The organism is Streptomyces sp. NRRL B-24484 (assembly GCF_000717715.1).
Classification (GTDB): domain Bacteria; phylum Actinomycetota; class Actinomycetes; order Streptomycetales; family Streptomycetaceae; genus Kitasatospora.
The window spans coordinates 33,090-49,777 of record NZ_JOAI01000026.1; the positions used below are offsets into that span (position 1 = coordinate 33,090).

15 protein-coding genes, 1 tRNA gene and 1 riboswitch are annotated in these 16,688 nt (G+C 74.0%); of the genes, 3 read left to right on the top strand and 13 right to left on the bottom strand.

From position 1 onward, the window contains the following. Positions 1 to 26: 26 nt before the first annotated feature. The 7 genes from IE98_RS48205 to IE98_RS0123285 all read right to left on the bottom strand — a co-directional run bounded on the left by IE98_RS48205 (position 27) and on the right by IE98_RS0123285 (position 5,310). Positions 27 to 842 (bottom strand): hypothetical protein, encoded by an 816-nt coding sequence (locus tag IE98_RS48205; RefSeq protein ID WP_052390854.1) that lies wholly within the window; start codon positions 840 to 842, stop codon positions 27 to 29. A 40-nt stretch (positions 843 to 882) separates the two neighbouring features. Next, positions 883 to 1,533: an IclR family transcriptional regulator gene (locus IE98_RS0123260; protein ID WP_030271919.1), complete on the bottom strand. Its 651-nt coding sequence runs from the start codon at positions 1,531 to 1,533 to the stop codon at positions 883 to 885. A 349-nt stretch (positions 1,534 to 1,882) separates the two neighbouring features. Further along, a complete protein-coding gene (locus IE98_RS0123265; protein ID WP_030271921.1) occupies positions 1,883 to 2,257 on the bottom strand; it encodes a DUF2752 domain-containing protein in 375 nt (124 codons plus the stop codon). 80 nt (positions 2,258 to 2,337) lie between these two features. After that, positions 2,338 to 2,574 (bottom strand): TM2 domain-containing protein, encoded by a 237-nt coding sequence (locus IE98_RS0123270; protein WP_030271923.1) that lies wholly within the window; start codon positions 2,572 to 2,574, stop codon positions 2,338 to 2,340. 209 nt (positions 2,575 to 2,783) lie between these two features. Beyond that, on the bottom strand, positions 2,784 to 4,613 hold the full coding sequence (locus IE98_RS0123275; RefSeq protein WP_052390863.1) for a DEAD/DEAH box helicase: 1,830 nt from the start codon (positions 4,611 to 4,613) through the stop codon (positions 2,784 to 2,786). Positions 4,614 to 4,789: 176 nt separating this feature from the next. Beyond that, the gene (locus IE98_RS42915; RefSeq protein ID WP_420706212.1) at positions 4,790 to 5,134 is read right to left on the bottom strand and encodes a type II toxin-antitoxin system death-on-curing family toxin; all 345 of its coding nucleotides are present in this window, start codon (positions 5,132 to 5,134) and stop codon (positions 4,790 to 4,792) included. After that, entirely contained in the window at positions 5,131 to 5,310 is a 180-nt protein-coding gene (locus IE98_RS0123285; RefSeq protein WP_030271926.1) for a hypothetical protein, read from the bottom strand. The genes IE98_RS42915 and IE98_RS0123285 overlap by 4 nt, the downstream gene beginning before the upstream one ends. Before the next feature lie 249 nt (positions 5,311 to 5,559). Here IE98_RS0123285 and IE98_RS0123290 point away from each other — a divergent pair, with 249 nt between their 5' ends. Next, positions 5,560 to 5,997 (top strand): SsgA family sporulation/cell division regulator, encoded by a 438-nt coding sequence (locus tag IE98_RS0123290; protein ID WP_030271928.1) that lies wholly within the window; start codon positions 5,560 to 5,562, stop codon positions 5,995 to 5,997. 17 nt (positions 5,998 to 6,014) lie between these two features. On the opposite strand, the gene IE98_RS0123295 is transcribed toward IE98_RS0123290, so the two are convergent. The 3 genes from IE98_RS0123295 to IE98_RS46655 are packed head-to-tail and all read right to left on the bottom strand — an operon-like array spanning position 6,015 to position 11,115. Continuing rightward, entirely contained in the window at positions 6,015 to 7,697 is a 1,683-nt protein-coding gene (locus IE98_RS0123295; RefSeq protein ID WP_052390855.1) for a bifunctional lysylphosphatidylglycerol flippase/synthetase MprF, read from the bottom strand. Positions 7,698 to 7,715: 18 nt separating this feature from the next. Next, on the bottom strand, positions 7,716 to 8,345 hold the full coding sequence (locus tag IE98_RS0123300; protein WP_420706213.1) for a class F sortase: 630 nt from the start codon (positions 8,343 to 8,345) through the stop codon (positions 7,716 to 7,718). A 55-nt stretch (positions 8,346 to 8,400) separates the two neighbouring features. Continuing rightward, complete coding sequence (locus IE98_RS46655; RefSeq protein WP_078661227.1) at positions 8,401 to 11,115, bottom strand: phosphatidylglycerol lysyltransferase domain-containing protein; 2,715 nt, start codon at positions 11,113 to 11,115, stop codon at positions 8,401 to 8,403. A gap of 271 nt (positions 11,116 to 11,386) precedes the next feature. On the opposite strand from IE98_RS46655, the gene IE98_RS0123310 reads away from it, so the two are divergent. After that, a complete protein-coding gene (locus IE98_RS0123310; protein WP_030271937.1) occupies positions 11,387 to 12,655 on the top strand; it encodes a hypothetical protein in 1,269 nt (422 codons plus the stop codon). A gap of 13 nt (positions 12,656 to 12,668) precedes the next feature. Here the strand turns inward: IE98_RS0123310 and IE98_RS0123315 are convergent, their stop codons facing one another. Both IE98_RS0123315 and IE98_RS0123320 read right to left on the bottom strand, forming a co-directional pair. Further along, positions 12,669 to 14,147: an MFS transporter gene (locus IE98_RS0123315; protein ID WP_052390856.1), complete on the bottom strand. Its 1,479-nt coding sequence runs from the start codon at positions 14,145 to 14,147 to the stop codon at positions 12,669 to 12,671. A gap of 94 nt (positions 14,148 to 14,241) precedes the next feature. Continuing rightward, positions 14,242 to 14,556 (bottom strand): DMT family transporter, encoded by a 315-nt coding sequence (locus tag IE98_RS0123320; RefSeq protein ID WP_030271941.1) that lies wholly within the window; start codon positions 14,554 to 14,556, stop codon positions 14,242 to 14,244. Positions 14,557 to 14,606: 50 nt separating this feature from the next. Next, a riboswitch (guanidine-III (ykkC-III) riboswitch) is annotated at positions 14,607 to 14,669 on the bottom strand. A gap of 285 nt (positions 14,670 to 14,954) precedes the next feature. Between IE98_RS0123320 and IE98_RS0123325 the strand changes: the two genes are divergently transcribed. Continuing rightward, positions 14,955 to 15,029 (top strand) — tRNA-Cys (locus IE98_RS0123325). Positions 15,030 to 15,205: 176 nt separating this feature from the next. On the opposite strand, the gene IE98_RS48210 is transcribed toward IE98_RS0123325, so the two are convergent. After that, complete coding sequence (locus IE98_RS48210; RefSeq protein ID WP_030271942.1) at positions 15,206 to 16,687, bottom strand: WXG100 family type VII secretion target; 1,482 nt, start codon at positions 16,685 to 16,687, stop codon at positions 15,206 to 15,208. Position 16,688: the final 1 nt, after the last annotated feature.

Sequence of the window (16,688 nt, forward strand, 5' to 3'; positions counted from 1 at the left end):
GCCGGGGCGGGCGCGTCGGCGCGGGGTCAGCAGCTGGGCACGGAGCCGCCCGTTTCGAGGGCGTCGAGCGCGGCGACGGCCGAGGCGAGCGTGGCCACCGGGATCAGCCGCAGGCCCTGCGGGGTGTCGACCTGGGCGTCGGAGCACTCGGAGGCGGGGACGAGGAAGACGGTGGCGCCGTCCCGGGCGGCGGCCCGGGTCTTCAGGGCGACGCCGCCGACCGCGCCGATCACGCCCTGGTCGTCGATGGTGCCGGTGCCGGCCACCACCCGGCCGCCGGTGAGGTCGCCGCCGCGGCCGTTCCCGGCGATCTTGTCGATGATGCCGAGGCTGAGCATCTGGCCGGCGCTGGGCCCGCCGATGTCGCCGAGGTCGATCTTCACGGTGACCTGGGAGGGCGAGAGGTGCAGGTAGGAGAGCGCGGCCGTGGTGGCGCTGTCCTGCGACTCGGCCATCTGCTGGGCGGTCTCCTGCTCGGCCTTGCCGGGGTTGCTCTGCGGGTACACGGCCTCGGTCGGCAGCACCGCCTCGTCCTCGCGGATCCAGGCCCGGAGGGCGGTGCGGAAGCTGATCTTCTCGCCGGCGTTGGTGGCGGAGATGGTGGTGGCGAGCAGCTTGCCGGCGGTGGTCCGCACCGGGGTGCCGGTGACGGTGATGACCGGCACCCCGTTGTAGCTGCCGAGGGTGTCCGCGGTGACCCCGGGCTGGGTGAGCGTGAACGGCAGCGGCACGAACGCCGTGACCCCGAACAGCGCGAGCACCAGGGCGGTGCACAGCGCCAGGGCGCGGGTCTTGGGGGCGGTCAGGGCCGTGGGCAGCTTCGCAGGAGACACATCCCGCATCGAACCACACCGGCGGGGCCGCCGGGCCCGCGGAGCGGGGTCAGCGCAGCGCGTCGGCGACCTCGGTGGCCGCCTCGACGACGCGCGGGCCGACCCGCTCGGGCACCAGGCCGTTCAGCATCACGACGCCGACGCTGCCCTCGATGCCGCTGAGGCCGACGAGGGCGGCCGCGGCACCGCTCGCGCCGGACTGCTCCTCCGCGCGGGTGATCACGAAGCCCTGCTCGGGGCGGCGCTGGTTCGGGAAGCCGCGGGCCTCCAGGATGGCGCGGCCGGCGGCGCTCTCGTCGAGCGGGTGGCGCAGGCCCGTCCGGTAGGCGACGTGGAAGTCGGTCCAGCTGGGTTCGACCACGGCGACGGCGAGGGCCTCGTTGCCGTCCACCAGGGTGAGGTGGGCGGTCGCGCCGAGGTCCTCGGCGAGGCTGCGCAGGGCCGGCAGGGCGGCCTCGCGGAGCAGCGGGTGGACGCGGTGGGCGAGCCGCAGCACGCCGAGGCCGACTCTGGCGCGGCCGCCGATGTCGCGGCGGACGAGGCCGTGCTGTTCCAGGGTGGCCAGCAGTCGGTAGACCACGGTGCGGTTGACGGCGAGCCGGGCGGCGAGCTCGGTCACGGTCAGGCCGCGCTCGGAGTCGGCGAGGAGTTTGAGGACCCGGACACCACGGTCCAGGGTCTGGGAGGTTTCGGCAGTCACGACGCGCAAGTCCTTTCCGCGGCGGGCACCGGCGCCGGCGTGGGGCTCGGGCCGGGACGGAGGTGTCACGCGCAGGTGGGTGTCCGCGCTGGAGCAGCTGGCTCGGCGCCATCGACGAGGGCACAGCTCCGCGGTGCTCGTCCGGGGTGGGGGTGGTCCTTCGAGCGAGCGTGGGGAGAAGGTAGTGAACTCCCGGCGGGCTGCGGAAGTAGTTGTCCAAAATTCGGTCATCATCGACGCAAAGTCGAGACGCAAATACGGACATTAAGCCCATATTTCGGGCCTTGAATGGCTCACGTGTTCGATATCTGACCGGAACCCGGACACGGCGGGTCCCGGACCGGGGCGCTCAGAGCAGGTTCCGGCCGACCGTCCAGAGCGCCGCCGCGGCCAGCAGGGCGGCGACGGCGCGGGGGCCGAGGTGCAGCCGCCAGGTGCGGCCGGCCAGGCCGTGCCGCAGCCGGGCGAGGTACCAGGCGGCGACGAGGGGCAGTGCGAGCAGCAGGGCGGCGTTGTCGTGCCAGGCGGCGGGCAGGTCGCCGTGCAGCAGGTCCCAGGCCATCCGGGTGCCGCCGCAGCCGGGGCACTGCAGGCCGGTGAGGCGGTGGAACGGGCAGAAGGGCAGCGCCTGCCCGGGCAGGTGGGGATCGCGGGTGTACAGGTACCCGGCGCCGGCGAGGCCGGCCGCGAGCAGGCCGAGCGGTCCGGCCGCCGGGTGCCGCAGGGCCGCCGTACGACGGCGGACGCCCCCGCCCCCGCTGCTCGCGGGGCGGGGGTGCCGCCGGATCCGGACCGGACGCACGGTCAGGCGCGCAGCGTGCGGCCCTGGGCGTCGGTGCGGGTGTCGCTGACCAGGAAGAGGATGCCGTCGATCAGGGCCCAGACGCCGAGACCGCCGCAGGTGAGCAGCTGGGCGACGCCCATGCCGACGTGGCCGGTGTAGAAGCGGCCGATGCCGAAGCCGCCGAGGAAGATCTGCAGGAGGCCTGCGACGACCTTGGACTTGTCGGACAGCTCGGGGTTCTGGGCGGTGTACGCCACGGAGGGGCTCCTCGTCGGGTGCGCGGCCGGCCCGCCGTACGGGACGGCGAAGTCTCGGCATGTGGGACGGGGCGCCGACCGTCACCTCGCTGAGGTCCTTGTCGGCGCCGGGCACGCGGAAGATTAACGGATCATATGACCGCGCGTCTCCACACTTTCTTTGCCAAGTCGGGAGACTCCGCCCGAACCCCCGTCACCCCGAACGGGCGTCAGCCCTTCGCCCACTCCCGGATCTTCGCGATCCGCGCCTTCAGCTGGTTCGCGGTGGCCTGCGCGGTCAGCGGCCCGCCGCACTGCCGGCGCAGCTCGTTGTGGACGGTGCCGTGCGGCTGGTCGGTGCGGTGGTGCCAGGCCGCGACCAGCGCGTTCAGCTCCTTGCGCAGCTCGCGCAGCTCCTGATGGGTCACCACCGGCCGCTGCTCGGCGGGCAGTTCGATCAGGTCGGCCTCCTCGGCCGGCTTGGCCTTGGATCGCTGGATCTGCCGGTGCTGCCGCTTCTGCAGCAGCATCTGCACCTGGTCCGGCTCCAGCAGGCCCGGGATGCCGAGGTAGTCCTCCTCCTCCTCGCTGCCCGGGTGCGCCTGCATGCCGAACTCCATGGCGTTGTACAGCACCCGGTCGAAGACCGCGTCGCTGCCCAGCGCCTCGTAGGAGAACTCCTCGCCGCCGCCGTCCGGCCCGTCGTTGGCCTTCTCCGCCTCGGCGAGCAGCCGGTCCTCCTCGTCGAAGAGCCCCTCGCCCTCCTTCTTCGGCCGGTCGAGGACGTGGTCGCGCTGCAGCTCCATCTCGTTGGCGAAGCCGAGCAGCATCGGGATGGTCGGCAGGAAGACCGAGGCCGTCTCGCCGCGCTTGCGGGCCCGCACGAAGCGGCCGACGGCCTGCGCGAAGAACAGCGGGGTGGAGATCGAGGTGGCGTACACGCCGACGCACAGCCGGGGCACGTCGACGCCCTCGGACACCATGCGGACGGCCACCATCCAGCGCGAGGTGCCGGCCGCGTAGTCGGAGATCCGCTGGGAGGCCTCCGCCTCGTCGGAGAGGACGAGGGTGACCTTCTCGCCGCTGATCTCGCGCAGCAGCTTGGCGTAGGCCCGGGCCACGTTCTGGTCGGTCGCGATGACCAGGCCGCCGGCGTCCGGGATCGCCTTGCGGACCTCGGTGAGCCGCCGGTCGGCGGCCTGCAGCACGCTCGGGATCCACTCGCCCTGCGGCGCGAGCGCGGTGCGCCAGGCCTGCGCGATCAGGTCCTTGGTCATCGGCTCGCCGAGCCGGGCCTCCAGCTCGTCGCCGGCCTTGGTCCGCCAGCGCATGTTGCCGCTGTACGAGAGGAAGATCACCGGGCGGACGACGTGGTCCGCCAGCGCGTGCCCGTAGCCGTAGGTGTAGTCGGCGACGGACTTGCGCAGCCCGTCGGTGTCCGCCTCGTACGCGACGAACGGGATCGGGTTGGTGTCCGAGCGGAACGGCGTACCGGTCAGCGCCAGCCGCCGGGTGGCGGGCTCGAAGGCCTCGAAGCAGGCCTCGCCCCAGGACTTCGAGTCACCGGCGTGGTGGATCTCGTCCATGATCACGAGGGTCTTGCGGGCCTCCGTGCGGTTGCGGTGCAGCATCGGGTTGACGCCGACGCCCGCGTACGTGACCACGATGCCCTGGTAGTCCTTGGAGAGCGGGCCCGAGGAGTAGGCCGGGTCCAGCCGGATGCCTATCCGGGCTGCGGCCTCCGCCCACTGCTTCTTCAGGTGCTCGGTCGGTGCGACGACCGTCACCTGCTGCACCAGGTGGTTGTGCAGCAGGTAGGAGGCCAGGGTCAGGGCGAAGGTCGTCTTGCCGGCGCCCGGGGTGGCGACCGCCAGGAAGTCGCGCGGCTGCTTCTCGATGTACGAGTCGAGCGCACCCTGCTGCCAGGCGCGGAGCTTGCCGGCCGTGCCCCAGGGAGCACGGCCGGGGAAGGCCGGCGACAGGTGGTGCGAGGCGTTCGACGTGCCGGCCGGGCGGACGGACGCGTGCGGCGAGGCAACGTCGGAGAACAGCGGCGACATCGGGGAGGCGGCGGCGGTACTCACGGGCTCCGGAGGGGATCGTCGCAGGTCAGGGCGGTCTTCGCGGCCCCAGCCCGCTGTCGGGCGGTCGTCGGACAACCAGCCCAGCCTACCGGGCCGCTCCGGTTCGCCGACTCAGGCTCGACCGCCGTGCAGCGCCCGCAGCCGCTCCGCGATCACCCCGACGTCGGTGACCTCGCCGGCCGCCACGGCCACCACCAGGTCGTACGCCGCGTCCTGGTCGACCCCGGCCATGTCGGCGCCCGCGAGGTCCAGCAGACGACCGCGCCCATCCACGCGGTCCGCTTGTTGCCGTCCACCAGGGGGTGGTTCGAGGCCACCGCGTGCAGCAGTGCGGCGGCCTTGTCGAAGACGCCCGGGTGGAACTCCACGCCGAACATCCCGGCGGACGGCCGGTGCGCGGCGGAGTCCAGCAGGCCGGGCTCGCGGAGCTCGGCCGGACGGCCCCGGCACGCGAAGGCGGCGAGCTCCAGCAGCTCGGCGGTCTCCAGGCGGTTCACTCCCCCAGCCTCCTCAGCAGCTCGGCGTGGCACTCGGCGTACTTGGCGCCCAGGCGCCGGATCTCGGCCCGCCGCAGGTCGGCCTCCCGGCGGTCCTCCTGCGGGTCCGGTGCGTGCGGCGGACGGCCGCGGCCCTCGGGCCGCCGGCCGGCGGTCTGCTCGGCCTGCTCGGTCATGCGCCGGGACGCTACCGGCGGCGCGGCCCGGGCCGGTACCGGATTTTCGGCACCGGATCTCGGCACCGGAGTCCGCCGCCGGCCGCCCGACCCCGCGGGTGACCGGGCTCACAGCCCCCGCCCGGTAAGGACTGCCGGCCGTCCCACTCTCCCCTCCCGATGGACCGCACCCCGGCCGTCACAGAATCCACACACGTCACACGTTCCGCCCGCGAACTTCGGGGCAGGACGACACCGGGAGGAACCGCCATGACAGCTGCGCCCATCGTCGTCGAACAGGTCGTCCAGGCCCGCCTCTACGTCACCACCCACCGCACCGCCGCGCTCCGGGTGGCCCTGCGCTACCGGTCCGACGACCCGCTGGCCGTCCGGATGGCCTTCCCCGCCGAGTTCTCGCTGGACGGCACGCCGCTGCCCGAAGCCCCGCCGGAGGTCGAGTGGGTCTTCGCCCGGTGGCTGCTGGCCGCCGGCCTCGACGCGCCGAGCGGCATCGGCGACGTGCACCTGCGCCCGGCCGCGGCCGGCCGCACCATGCTGGAGCTGCGCTCCGCCGAGGGCGTGGCCCTACTCCAGTTCGACGGCGACCAGCTGCGGCACTTCCTCGCGGAGACCCTCCTCGCGGTTCCGGAGGGCGACGAGGCCCTGCTGCTGGACGCCGACCGGGCGCTCGCCGAACTCCTCGGCTGACGGCGGCCCGGGCGGCCTCAGGGGGACAGCTTGCGCATCAGCCGCACCCCCTGCCCCGGGGTCATGTGCGGCAGGTACGCCTTGCCGATCGCCCGGGTGATCGCGGGCAGCGCCGCCGGGTCCGGGTAGACCATGTACATGGGCCGGTACTCGGGCTGGAACTTCGCCTTGAACGCGAGCAGCGAGCGGAAGCCGTACACCGGTTCCAGGACCTTGCCCATCCAGTCGAGCATCCGCTGCAGCGCGGTCGGCGGCTCGCCCCCGCGGTCGGAGCGGGCCAGCGGCGCCCCGGAGAGGCTGAGGAACTGGGCGCCCTCCTCCTTGAAGCCGAGCGCGGCCGAGGCGATCAGGAACTCCATCACCCCGCGGAAGCCCTCCGAGCGGCGGCGCATGAAGTCCAGCGTCCAGCCGACCGGCTGCCCGGCCGCGTAGACCGGCATCCAGCTGGTCAGCCCGTGCACCGTGCGGTCGCCGTCCACCGCGACGAGCATCCGCACCGCCGGGTCGTCGAGCTCGGCCAGCCCGCCCAGGGTGAAGCCCATCTCCGGCAGGCCCTTGTCGGAGACCCACTCCTCGGAGATCGAGCGGATCTGGTCGCGGATGCCGATCGGCGCCTCCCAGTAGGTCCACCACTCGGCGGTGATGCCCTGCTTGCCGGCCTTGTTCAGCGAGGTCCGGATGGACTGCCACTTCTTGCCGGTGAAGGCCAGGTCGGGCAGCGGCACCACGGTGTCCTCGGCGACCTGCAGCGAACGCCAGCCGAGCTCCTCGGCGGCCTGCTGCGCGTCCGCGGAGACGCTGTAGAAGCACGGCGTCCAGCCCCGGGCGTCGCAGTACCGGGCGAAGCCCGCGACCGCCCGCCGCCGGGCCTCCGGCTCGCCGAACGGGTCCCCGGTGGTGAGCGCCACCGTGGCGATCACCCGGTACGGCACCGCGGCCCGGCCGTCCCCGTCGAACCAGTAGTGGTTGCCGTCCCAGGTGGAGATGAAGGACAGCGTCGAGCCGCCGTACTCGGTGAGCAGCGCCCGGGCCCGGGCCGCGGCCTCGGCGTCCACGTGCCCCACCGGGCGGCGGAAGGCCACCAGCAGCGCGGTCAGCGTCACCGCCCAGAACACCAGCCCGACCGCGATCTCCAGGGCCTGCGCGCCGCCGGCGGCGACCGGCCGGTCCGGCAGCAGTTCGTCGTAGGCGGGCGGCAGCAGCACGGAGGGCAGGCCGGCGGCCAGCCCGGCGGCCGTGGCGGCCGGCTCGTACTGGTCGCGGATCAGCCAGCCGATGCCGACGTACGCGGCGCAGCAGAGCAGCAGGGCGCCGCCGCCGACCGCGGCCAGCCGGTCGCGCACCCGCGGCGCCGTCCGCTGGTCGAAGCTGCGCCGGGTGACGGCCTGCAGCACCAGCATCGCGACCGGCAGCAGCAGCGCCTCGCCGACGAGTTCGAAGAGCAGGCCGTTGCCGCCGTCCGCGGCGAAGTCGTCGTAGTTGATAGACAGCAGCCAGCTGAGCAGCCCGACCCAGGCGAGCTCGGTGAGCATCGTGAGCCACCAGGCGAGGCGCAGTCCGCGGCGCAGCCCCTCGGCGAGGACGAGCAGCAGGACGGGCAGCAGCAGCGCGGCGCCGCCGGCGACCAGCAGGGCGTAGGGGACGACGCCGGTGGTGATCGGCCAGTCGATCGGGTTCCAGGAGGCGAGGCTGCGGTCCACGGCCTGCTCCCCCGCCGGTCAGGCCGTGGCGGCGCGGACGAGGTGGGCGTAGACGACCACGTTGCCGTCGTAGCCGTGCTGCCGGGTGAAGCCGCCGCCGCAGGTGATCAGCCGCAGCTGGGCGTTGGGCGAGGCGCCGTAGACCTTCCGGTCGGGGAAGTCCTTCTTCGGGTAGACCTCCACGCCGTCGACGGCGAAGGACGCGGTGGTGCGGTCGGCGCGGACGACCTCCACCTGGTCGCCGCGGTGCAGGGTGCCGAGCCGGTAGAAGACGGCCGGGCCGTCGGCGGTGTCGACGTGGCCGGCCAGCACGGCGGTGCCGCTCTCGCCGGGGGCGGTGCCGGCCGCGTACCAGCCGGCCAGGTTGTCGTCGTCCTCGGGCGGCGGCTGCAGCCGGCCGTCGTCGTCGAGCGCGAGTCCGGTGACGGGGGCGTCGATGCCGGCGCTGCGGATCCGGATCCGGGTCGGCGCGGCGCGGGGCATCGGCGGGGCGACGACCATGGGCAGCCCGAGGGCGTCGACGCCCTGTTCGGCGGTGGGCAGCGGGGGCAGGATGCGGCCGCCGCCGTGCAGCATCCAGGCGCCGAGCACCAGGGCGGTGCCGGCCGCCAGTGTGCCCGGCCAGGGGCTCCTGCGCTGTGCGCCCAACCCGTGCTCCCGTCCGTCGGTCCGCCCTGCGCGGCCCGTCTCAAGTGAAGGGCCGTCAGCCGACCGGGGCATCCGCCGCTGCCCCGCCCGGGTGAGGCCCGTTCCGGCGGCGCCGCACGGCGGGCAGCCGCGGACGGGTGACGAAGCCCTCGGCCATCGCGTTGGCCAGGCCGATCGCGAACAGCTCGGTGGACTTCTCGTAGAGCAGGTAGCGCGGCTGCCAGTCGGGCCGGTACTTGGCGTTGGCCCGGTACAGCGACTCCAGCTGCCACCACCGGGAGAGGAACCGCAGGACGGCCCGCCACAGCCGCAGGACCGGCCCGGCACCGAGCCGGCCGCCCTCCTCGAAGACCGCCCGGAACATGGCGAAGTTCAGCGAGACCCGGGCGACCTGCGGCTCCCCGGCGGCGCTGCGCAGCAGCAGCTCGGTGACCATGAACTCGACCAGGCCGTTGTCGGACTCCCGGTCACGGCGCATCAGGTCGAGGGAGAGCCCGTGCTCGCCCCAGGGCACGAAGCTGAGCAGGGCGCAGGTGCGGTCGTTCTCGTCCCGGCATTCGATCATCAGGCAGTCGCCGTCGGCGGGGTCGCCGAGTCGGCCGAGCGCCATCGAGAAGCCGCGTTCGGTGCGGCCGTGCCGCCAGGCGTCGGCGAGCCGGATCAGGTCGGCCATCTCCCCGTCGGGGATGTCGTGGTGGTGGCGGACGACGACGCGGTACCCGGCCTTGCGGACCCGGCTGTGGGCCTGCCGCAGCGGGCGCATGGCGCGGCCTTCCAGGGTGAAGCCGGCCGTCTCGACGACCGCCTCGTCGCCGAACTCCAGGGCGCGCAGACCGGCGACCCGGGTGTAGGCGGTGGCGGCGGCCTCCCCGGCGCCGGTGACGGCCGGGATCCAGCCCTGCTCGCGCAGCTGGCGGTGCCACACCTCGATCGCCTGCGGCCAGGCCTCCGGGTCACCGATCGGGTCGCCGGAGGCGAGCGCGACGCCGTTGACCACCCGGTGCAGCACGGCGGCCTTGCCGGACGGGGACCAGCAGACCGCCTTGTCGGGGCGGAGCGCGAAGTAGCCGAGCGAGTCGCGGGCGCCGTGCCGGGCGAGCAGGTCGCGCAGCCGCTGCTCGTCCTCGGGCTGCTGCGCGACGTGCCCGCGCGGGGAGCGGAACAGCACCCGCAGGGCGATCAGCAGCAGCGCGGCGCCGAACAGGTTGATCCCGAGGTCGACCCAGCCGGGCACGTCCACGTCGGCGACCTGGACGACCCCGGAGAGGGTGAGCAGCCGCAGCAGGACGTACAGCGAGGCGTCGCCCCAGTCGGGCGGCGTCTCGGGGTAGGTGGCGCGGACGACCGCGGCGCCGAGCACGGTCAGCAGGGCCCCGCCGGCCACCAGGACGACGGCGGCCAGCACCACGTTGCCGCGGGTGCCGCGGGCGGTGAAGACCGGGCGGCCGATCAGCAGGGCGACGAGCAGGGCCACGGTGACCAGGGCGGAGATCCAGTTGAAGGGGTGCTCGCTGTAGTCGACGTAGGCGAGCGCCCAGGCGAACAGCGCGGTGTAGATCGCCACCAGGACGGTGGTGACCGTCCAGGCGGCCCGCTTGCGGCGGCGGAGCATCACGGCGAGCAGCCCGGCGAAGAGCGCGCCGGTGAAGCCGGAGGCGACCAGGACGGGGGTGAAGAAGTCCCCGCGGTTGGCCCGCTGGACCTGCTGGCGGAAGGGCTCGATCAGCCCGGCGACCAGGTTGAGCAGCGCGACCACCCGGACGTACCACTCGGCGCCGGTGGCGAAGCGGCGGCGCCAGGCGGGCACCGGCGGTGCGGGCCTGCGCCCGGCCGCAGGGGCGGCCCTGCCGCGGTCCCGGGCGGCCGGTCCGGCCTTCGGCCGGGGTGCGGGGACGGGGGGCGCGGGGGGCGCGGGTACCGCGGCCGGCCCCTCGGCCGCGGCTCCCTCCACGGCCGCTGCTCCCTCCCCCGGCGCGGCTCCCTCCACGGTCCCGGCCGGGTCGGCGGGCGCGGTGCCGGCGGCGGTGGTCGCGGTGTCGGGGGCGCCGGCCAACACGTTGTAGAAGGAGGTCTTGGCGGCGACGATCCGTGCGTGGATCCGGGCGTCCCGGCGTTCGGCGCGGGCCATCCGCTTGGGCCGGGTGCGGTAGCGCCAGCGCGCCCAGGGGCTGTGCGGCCGGGCCAGCCGGACGGCGCCGACCATGGCCAGCGGCGGCAGCATCACGCCGAGCAGGCCCGTCCAGATCTTGCCCTTGAACAGACTGATCCCGACCAGCAGCAGCAGGAGTCCTGCGCCGACGAACTGTCCTGCCGTCAGCCGGGAGCCGAAGCCCCCCAGCGGCAGCTCGCCGATGAGCAGCAGGGCGATGAACGCGACCGCCAGGATCACCGCGTCGACGGACTTGCGGCCCTGCTCGCTCCAGTAGACGTCCTGCAGGTGCAGGACGAGCGCGAACTCGTCGAGCACCAGGCCGGCACCGATGCCGAAGCCGAAGGCGAGGACGTTCCACAGCTCCCCGCCGTCGCCGCGGACGGTGAAGGCCCCCACGCCGCAGATCAGCACCAGGGTCTGGCCGAACACCACGTGGTGGATGTGCAGGCCGCCGGGGGTGACGTTGCCGGGCCACCAGCTGGTGCCGCGCCGGATCATCCGGACGCTGAAGCGGATGAAGAGGAAGGAGGCCAGCAGTCCCACCAGCAGCAGGAACAGCGGCTCGCGTCCGGTGTCGACGATCCGTTCCCGGTACGCGTCGAGCAGCGACTGCCACATGGCGTACGGAACCTCCGGGAGGCGGCTCGGCGGGACGGTTCCCCCCATCTGACGACGGCTCAGCAGCGCCCCGCCAGTCGATGGCGCGTGCGATGGTCCGAACGGGCGAGCGTTTCGGGCGACCCAGCCCCGTTCCCCCCGCGTTCCCCGGCAGGGGCCCTCCGACGTGCCATGCTGTGGGCCGCACCCACCCCGGACCGTCCATCCGACTGTCGGACTGTCAGCCCCTGCGGTCCCGCTGCGAACAGACCCCACCCGAACGGAGACGCCCATGGACGCCCTCTCCCGCAGGACCCTGCTGGCCGGCGGCGCCGCCACCGCGGCCGCACTCGCCGCCGGCTGCGCGAGCAGCGGCGGCCGGGGCGGCGAGCAGGCCGGTCCGCCCGTCCGGGCCTCGGGAGCGGCGGACGGCAGCGGCTCGGGCACCCCGAAGCCGCCCGCCTCACTGATCGGCGACGGGTCGACCTCCGACTCCGGGCCCCAGCCGCACCAGCCGGAGGCCGTACCGCTGGAGCTCGGCGAGCGCCCCCCGCAGTTCGTGGTGTTCTCCTGGGACGGCGCCGGCGAGCTCGACAACGGGCTGTTCTCGCGGTTCCGGCAGCTCGCCAAGGACCACGACGCCAAGATGACGTTCTTCCTCAGCGGCATCTACACGCTGCCCGAGTCCAAGCGGGACCTCTACCGGCCCCCGCAGCACCCGGTCGGCGCCTCCGACATCGGCTACCTCAGCGACGAGCACATCCGGGAGACCATCGGCCAGGTCGGCGACGCCTGGCTGGAGGGCCACGAGATCGGCACCCACTTCAACGGGCACTTCTGCGGCCCCACCGGCGGCGGCCGCTGGTCCCCCGAGGACTGGGACAGCGAGATCCAGCAGGCCATGGACTTCGTCATGAACTGGCGGACCAACACCGGCCTCACCGACCTGCCGCCGCTGCCCTTCGACTACCGCAAGGAGCTGATCGGCGGACGCACCCCCTGCCTGGAGGGCCAGCGCGGCCTGCTGCCGACCGCCGCCAAGCGCGGCTGGAAGTACGACAGCAGCGGCCCCGGCGGCCTCCAGGTGTGGCCGCAGAAGATCCAGGGCGGGGCGCTGTGGGACATGCCGCTGCAGTCCATCCCCTTCCCCGGGCACAGCTTCCAGGTGCTCTCGATGGACTACAACATCATGTACAACCAGTCCGGCAACAGCACCAAGGGCGACACCGCGCGGTACGGCGCCTGGCAGACCCAGGCCAGGGACTCCTACCTCGCGGGCTTCGAGCGCGCCTACACGACCAACCGGGCACCGATGATCATCGGCAACCACTTCGAGCAGTGGAACGGCGGCATCTACATGAACGCCGTCGAGGAGGCCCTCAAGGGGATCGCCGGCCGGCCCGAGGTCCGGCTGGTGTCCTTCCGGCAGCTGGTCGAGTGGCTGGAGGCGCAGGACCCGGCGGTGCTGCGCAAGCTGCAGTCGCTGGCGCCCGGCGAGTCCCCGGCGGGCGGCTGGAAGTCCTACCTCGGCGGGGCCGTCCAGGCGGCGCCCTCGTCCTGAGCCCCGGCCGCCGTCAGCCCTCGGCGAGCGCCGGGGCCTCGGCCACCGCCACGGGCTCGTGCCCCGCACCGGTGCGGCCCGACACCAGGGCGCCCAGCAGGGCCACCCCGGTCATCACCAGGAAGATCGCCGCGAACGGACCGGCCGGCGCCTTCGCCCCCTCCGAGGCCGCCACCGAACCGCCGCCGAGACCCGCGAACAGCACCCCCGCCAGACCGATCAGCAGCACGTTGCCGAGCGCGTCGCTCAGCTGGATCGCCGCCGAGTTGGCGCCGGTGTCCTCGGGCGCCGACAGCTTCATCATCAGCACGCTGATGCTCGCCACCGCCAGGCCCATCCCGACGCCGCCGACCGCCCAGGCCACCGCCGCCGTCCAGGCCGGCACGGCGGGCACCAGCACCAGCGCGGCCCCGGCGATCGCCACCGCGGTCAGCACGAAGCCCGCCCGGATCAGCAACTCCCGGTGCCGGTCCGCCCACGGCCGGCCCTGCAGCCAGGAGCCGAGCGCCCAGGACAGGCCGCCGCTGGTGAGCGTCAGACCCGCCAGGGTCGGCGACAGGTCCCGCTGGGTCACCATCATCAGCGGGACGAAGGCCTCCGCCGCGAAGAACGCACCCGCCGCGACGCCGCGCAGCAGGATCACCGTCGGCAGGCCGCGGGCCGCCCGCAGCGTGCCCGGCGGCAGCAGCCGCACCACGGCCGGCAGCAGCAGCGCGGCGCCCAGCGCGGCCGGCACCAGACCCAGCAGGTCCAGGCGCTGGCCCGCGTACTGCAGCAGCCCGGCGCCGAGCGCCGCCAGGGCCGCGCACCAGGTGCGGCGGCGGTCGAAGGGCGCCGGCTGCACCGACGGCCGGGCCCGCTCCGAGCGGCGCAGCGCCGGACCCATCACGGCGAGGGGCAGCAGGATCAGCACCGGCACCGCCAGAAACACCCAGCGCCAGCCGAGGTGCTGGGTCACCGCGCCGGAGACCAGCGGGCCGACGATGGACGGCAGCACCCAGGCCGCGGAGAACGCCGCGAACACCGACGGCCGCAGCCGCTCCGGGAAGGCCCGGCCCACCACCACGTACAGCGCGACGATCACCAGACCGCCGCCGAGGCCCTGGATCGCCCGGCCGGCTACGAAGGGCCACATCCCGACCGCCGTGCCGGCCACCACCAGGCCCGCCCCGAACACCGCGATGCCGGTGAAGAGCGGTGCCAGCGGGCCGCGCCGGTCGCACCACTGGCCGGAGACCACCAGGGCGAACAGCGTCGTCGTGAAGTAGCCGGAGAAGGCGAAGGCGTACAGGCCGAGCCCGTCGAGCTGCCGGGCGGCGACCGGCATCGCGGTGTTCACCGCCGTGGCCTCGAAGGCGAGCAGCAGCACCACCGAGACGATCCCCAGCGTCAGCGCCCGGTACGGCCCGCTCATCACGCCCCCGGTGTCGGGGGCGGCGTCGGGCACGGGGGCAGCACGGTCGACCGGGGTCGAGGAGGAGGTGGTGGCCATGCCTGCCATCGTAAGGCGCTCGGGCGCCGGTGACTCCTGACCATCGGTCGGTGATCACCCGGGACCTCCGACCTGGGGCCCGGTGGCTTACGGCTCAGTGCAGCACCTTGAGGCCCAGCACCCCGCCGACGATCAGCAACAGGCAGGTCACCCGGGCCGCCGTCATCGCGTCGCCCAGTGCCGCCGTCCCGTACAGCGCCGTCCCGACCGCACCGATGCCCACCCACACCGCGTAGCCCGTGCCCAGGGGGATGCTGCGCAGCGCGTACGCCAGGCCGCCCATCGACAGCACCAGCGCCACCGCGAACACCACGCTCGGCACCAGGCGCGAGAACCCCTTGGCCGCCTCCAGCGACACCGCCCAGACGGTCTCCAGCACGCCCGCCACGATCAACACCAGCCACGCCACGACGGCACCTCCGCAGTAGAGGGCGGCAGCTCCGTCGCTGCCGCCGCAGTACCGCGCCGTCTTGTCCTGCCGGGTACGACGCACCTCGTCCGGGGCGCTCGATCACGCCACCCCTCGAACGTAGCACACGACGACACACGGAATTCATGAACGGACATTGACGCACCCCGCCACTTTCCCCCTAAGATGAATTCACCAGCACGGCGGGGCCGAATACCGGGCCCGCCGGACACGACAGTGACGACAGGAGTCGGCCATGAACAGGAAGACGGCGGCGATCGCAGCGCCCCGCACCTGTGCCGCCCGTTGTCCCGGCTGTCGCCGCTCCTGTCGCGCCTGACGCGCGCCTCGTTCCACCCTTCCCCCGACGGGCCCGCACGGGCATCCCCGTCGCCCCCGGCCGTGTGCCCGAGTGGTTCAGGGAGCCGCCTGCAAAGCGGTTTACGTGGGTTCAATTCCCGCCACGGCCTCCATTTCCGCACCACCGGACGGTGAATTACGCCGTCCGGCGGTGCGGCATTCCCTTTTCCCGATCGATGGAATTACCGGAATTCTCCCGGGTCCCTCCGGGGCCGCTCCGCGGGTACGAAGAACGGCGCGGGCCGACCCCGTCGTCCGGGGTGGCCCGCGCCGTCGGCGTGCGGGACGGTCAGTCGATCACCGGCGGGTTGGCGGAGCCGCCGCGCCAGGTCTCCTCGTCCTCGACCAGGTAGTCGGGGCGCTGACCGTTGTTGTTCTTGTCCTTCTTCTTGCCCGCCGCGCCGCCGGGGCCGCCGTGCAGGCCGCCGCCCGGGGCACCGTTCTGGCCGGCCCGGCCCTTGCCGATCCCGGAACCGCCCTCGGTGAAGGTCCGGCCGCCGGTGCCGCTCTTGGCACCGCCGATCACACCGCCGCCGCGGCGGACCAGTCCGCTGCCGCCCTTGCCGCCGGCGCCGGCCCCCTTGCCGCCGGCACCGCCCGCACCGGGCATGCCGCCCATGCCGGGCATGCCCTGGCGCGCCGCACCACCGGTGCCGCTACCGGCACCACCGGCTCCGGCACCCCCGGTACGACCGCCGGCACCGCCGCCGCCGGAGCCCGTGGCCCCGCCGCGGCCCGCGCCGGTCGTGCCGCTGCGGCCGGGCAGCGCTCCGCCGCCGAGACCGCCCGGGACGTAGCCGCCGCCCCCACCGAGGCCGCCGCCACCGCCCAGGCCGCCGCCACCGAGACCACCGCCGCCACCGAGACCGCCACCACCCCCGGGGTTGGTCGGCAGCGTGCCGAGGCCACCGCCGCCGGGGGTCGGGTTCGTCCCGACCGGCGGCAGGCTGTCGATGCCCGTGCTCGGCGGAACGACCGGGTGGGACGGGACGGGAATCGTCCCCGGCGGGACGTCGCCCGGCAGCGGGGTCGGCACGTGCGGCGAGCCCGGGATCGTCTGCTTCGGCCCCTGCGGGTCGACGTGCCCGGGCTTGTCCGACGGGTTCTCCGGCACGCCGTTCGGGTACTTCGGCGTGGGCGGCGGCGGGGCCACGGTGCTCGGCGGAACGGGGTTCTCCGGCTCCGGCGGGAAGGGCTTCTTGGGGTCGTGGATGTTGCCGGTCTCCGGCGGTCGCATGTACCCCGCGGCCTGGTCGAACTGCGGCCCGAGGTGCTCCATGACGCCGATGGCGTACTGGTGCGAGACCTCGGTCGCCGACAGCTCGCTGTAGTTCTTGTTGACCGCGCTGATCCGGTCCATGCCGCCGGCCACGTCGGCCTTGAACTGGGCGTCGGAACGGTCGAAACCGTCACCGAGCAGCTTCGCGCCGCGGTCGAGGGTACTGGGCACCTTGATCTGGGCCATGGTCGCCTTGCTCTGCTGCAGGGCGTCCCCGGCGAACTTCATCGCCGCGGAGGTGTTCTGCGCGTGGGCGGCCGTGTTGGTCATGCTCGTCCGGAGGGTGTCCGCCCGCTTGGTGAAGCCCTCGGCGGCCGTGCCCTCCCAGTTGGCGGTGGCGTGCTGCACCGCCGTCTGCAGGTCGGCGACGGCCTGCTCCAGCTCCTGGTGGACGTTGGTCCAGTGCTGGCTGACCTCGTGGATGCGCTCGGGCCTGGAGTGCTCCAGCATCCGCTTCAGCGGGATGAGATCCTCGTGTTCGAACTGGGTCATC

What these genes read in the sequence shown, in the direction of transcription:
- IE98_RS48205 (WP_052390854.1), bottom strand. Translation starts at nt 842, where the DNA reads ATGCGGGATGTGTCTCCTGCGAAGCTGCCCACGGCCCTGACCGCCCCC.
- IE98_RS0123275 (WP_052390863.1), bottom strand. Translation starts at nt 4,613, where the DNA reads ATGTCGCCGCTGTTCTCCGACGTTGCCTCGCCGCACGCGTCCGTCCGC.
- IE98_RS0123285 (WP_030271926.1), bottom strand. Translation starts at nt 5,310, where the DNA reads ATGACCGAGCAGGCCGAGCAGACCGCCGGCCGGCGGCCCGAGGGCCGC.
- IE98_RS0123290 (WP_030271928.1), top strand. Translation starts at nt 5,560, where the DNA reads ATGACAGCTGCGCCCATCGTCGTCGAACAGGTCGTCCAGGCCCGCCTC.
- IE98_RS46655 (WP_078661227.1), bottom strand. Translation starts at nt 11,115, where the DNA reads ATGTGGCAGTCGCTGCTCGACGCGTACCGGGAACGGATCGTCGACACC.
- IE98_RS0123310 (WP_030271937.1), top strand. Translation starts at nt 11,387, where the DNA reads ATGGACGCCCTCTCCCGCAGGACCCTGCTGGCCGGCGGCGCCGCCACC.
- IE98_RS0123315 (WP_052390856.1), bottom strand. Translation starts at nt 14,147, where the DNA reads ATGGCCACCACCTCCTCCTCGACCCCGGTCGACCGTGCTGCCCCCGTG.
- IE98_RS48210 (WP_030271942.1), bottom strand. Translation starts at nt 16,687, where the DNA reads ATGACCCAGTTCGAACACGAGGATCTCATCCCGCTGAAGCGGATGCTG.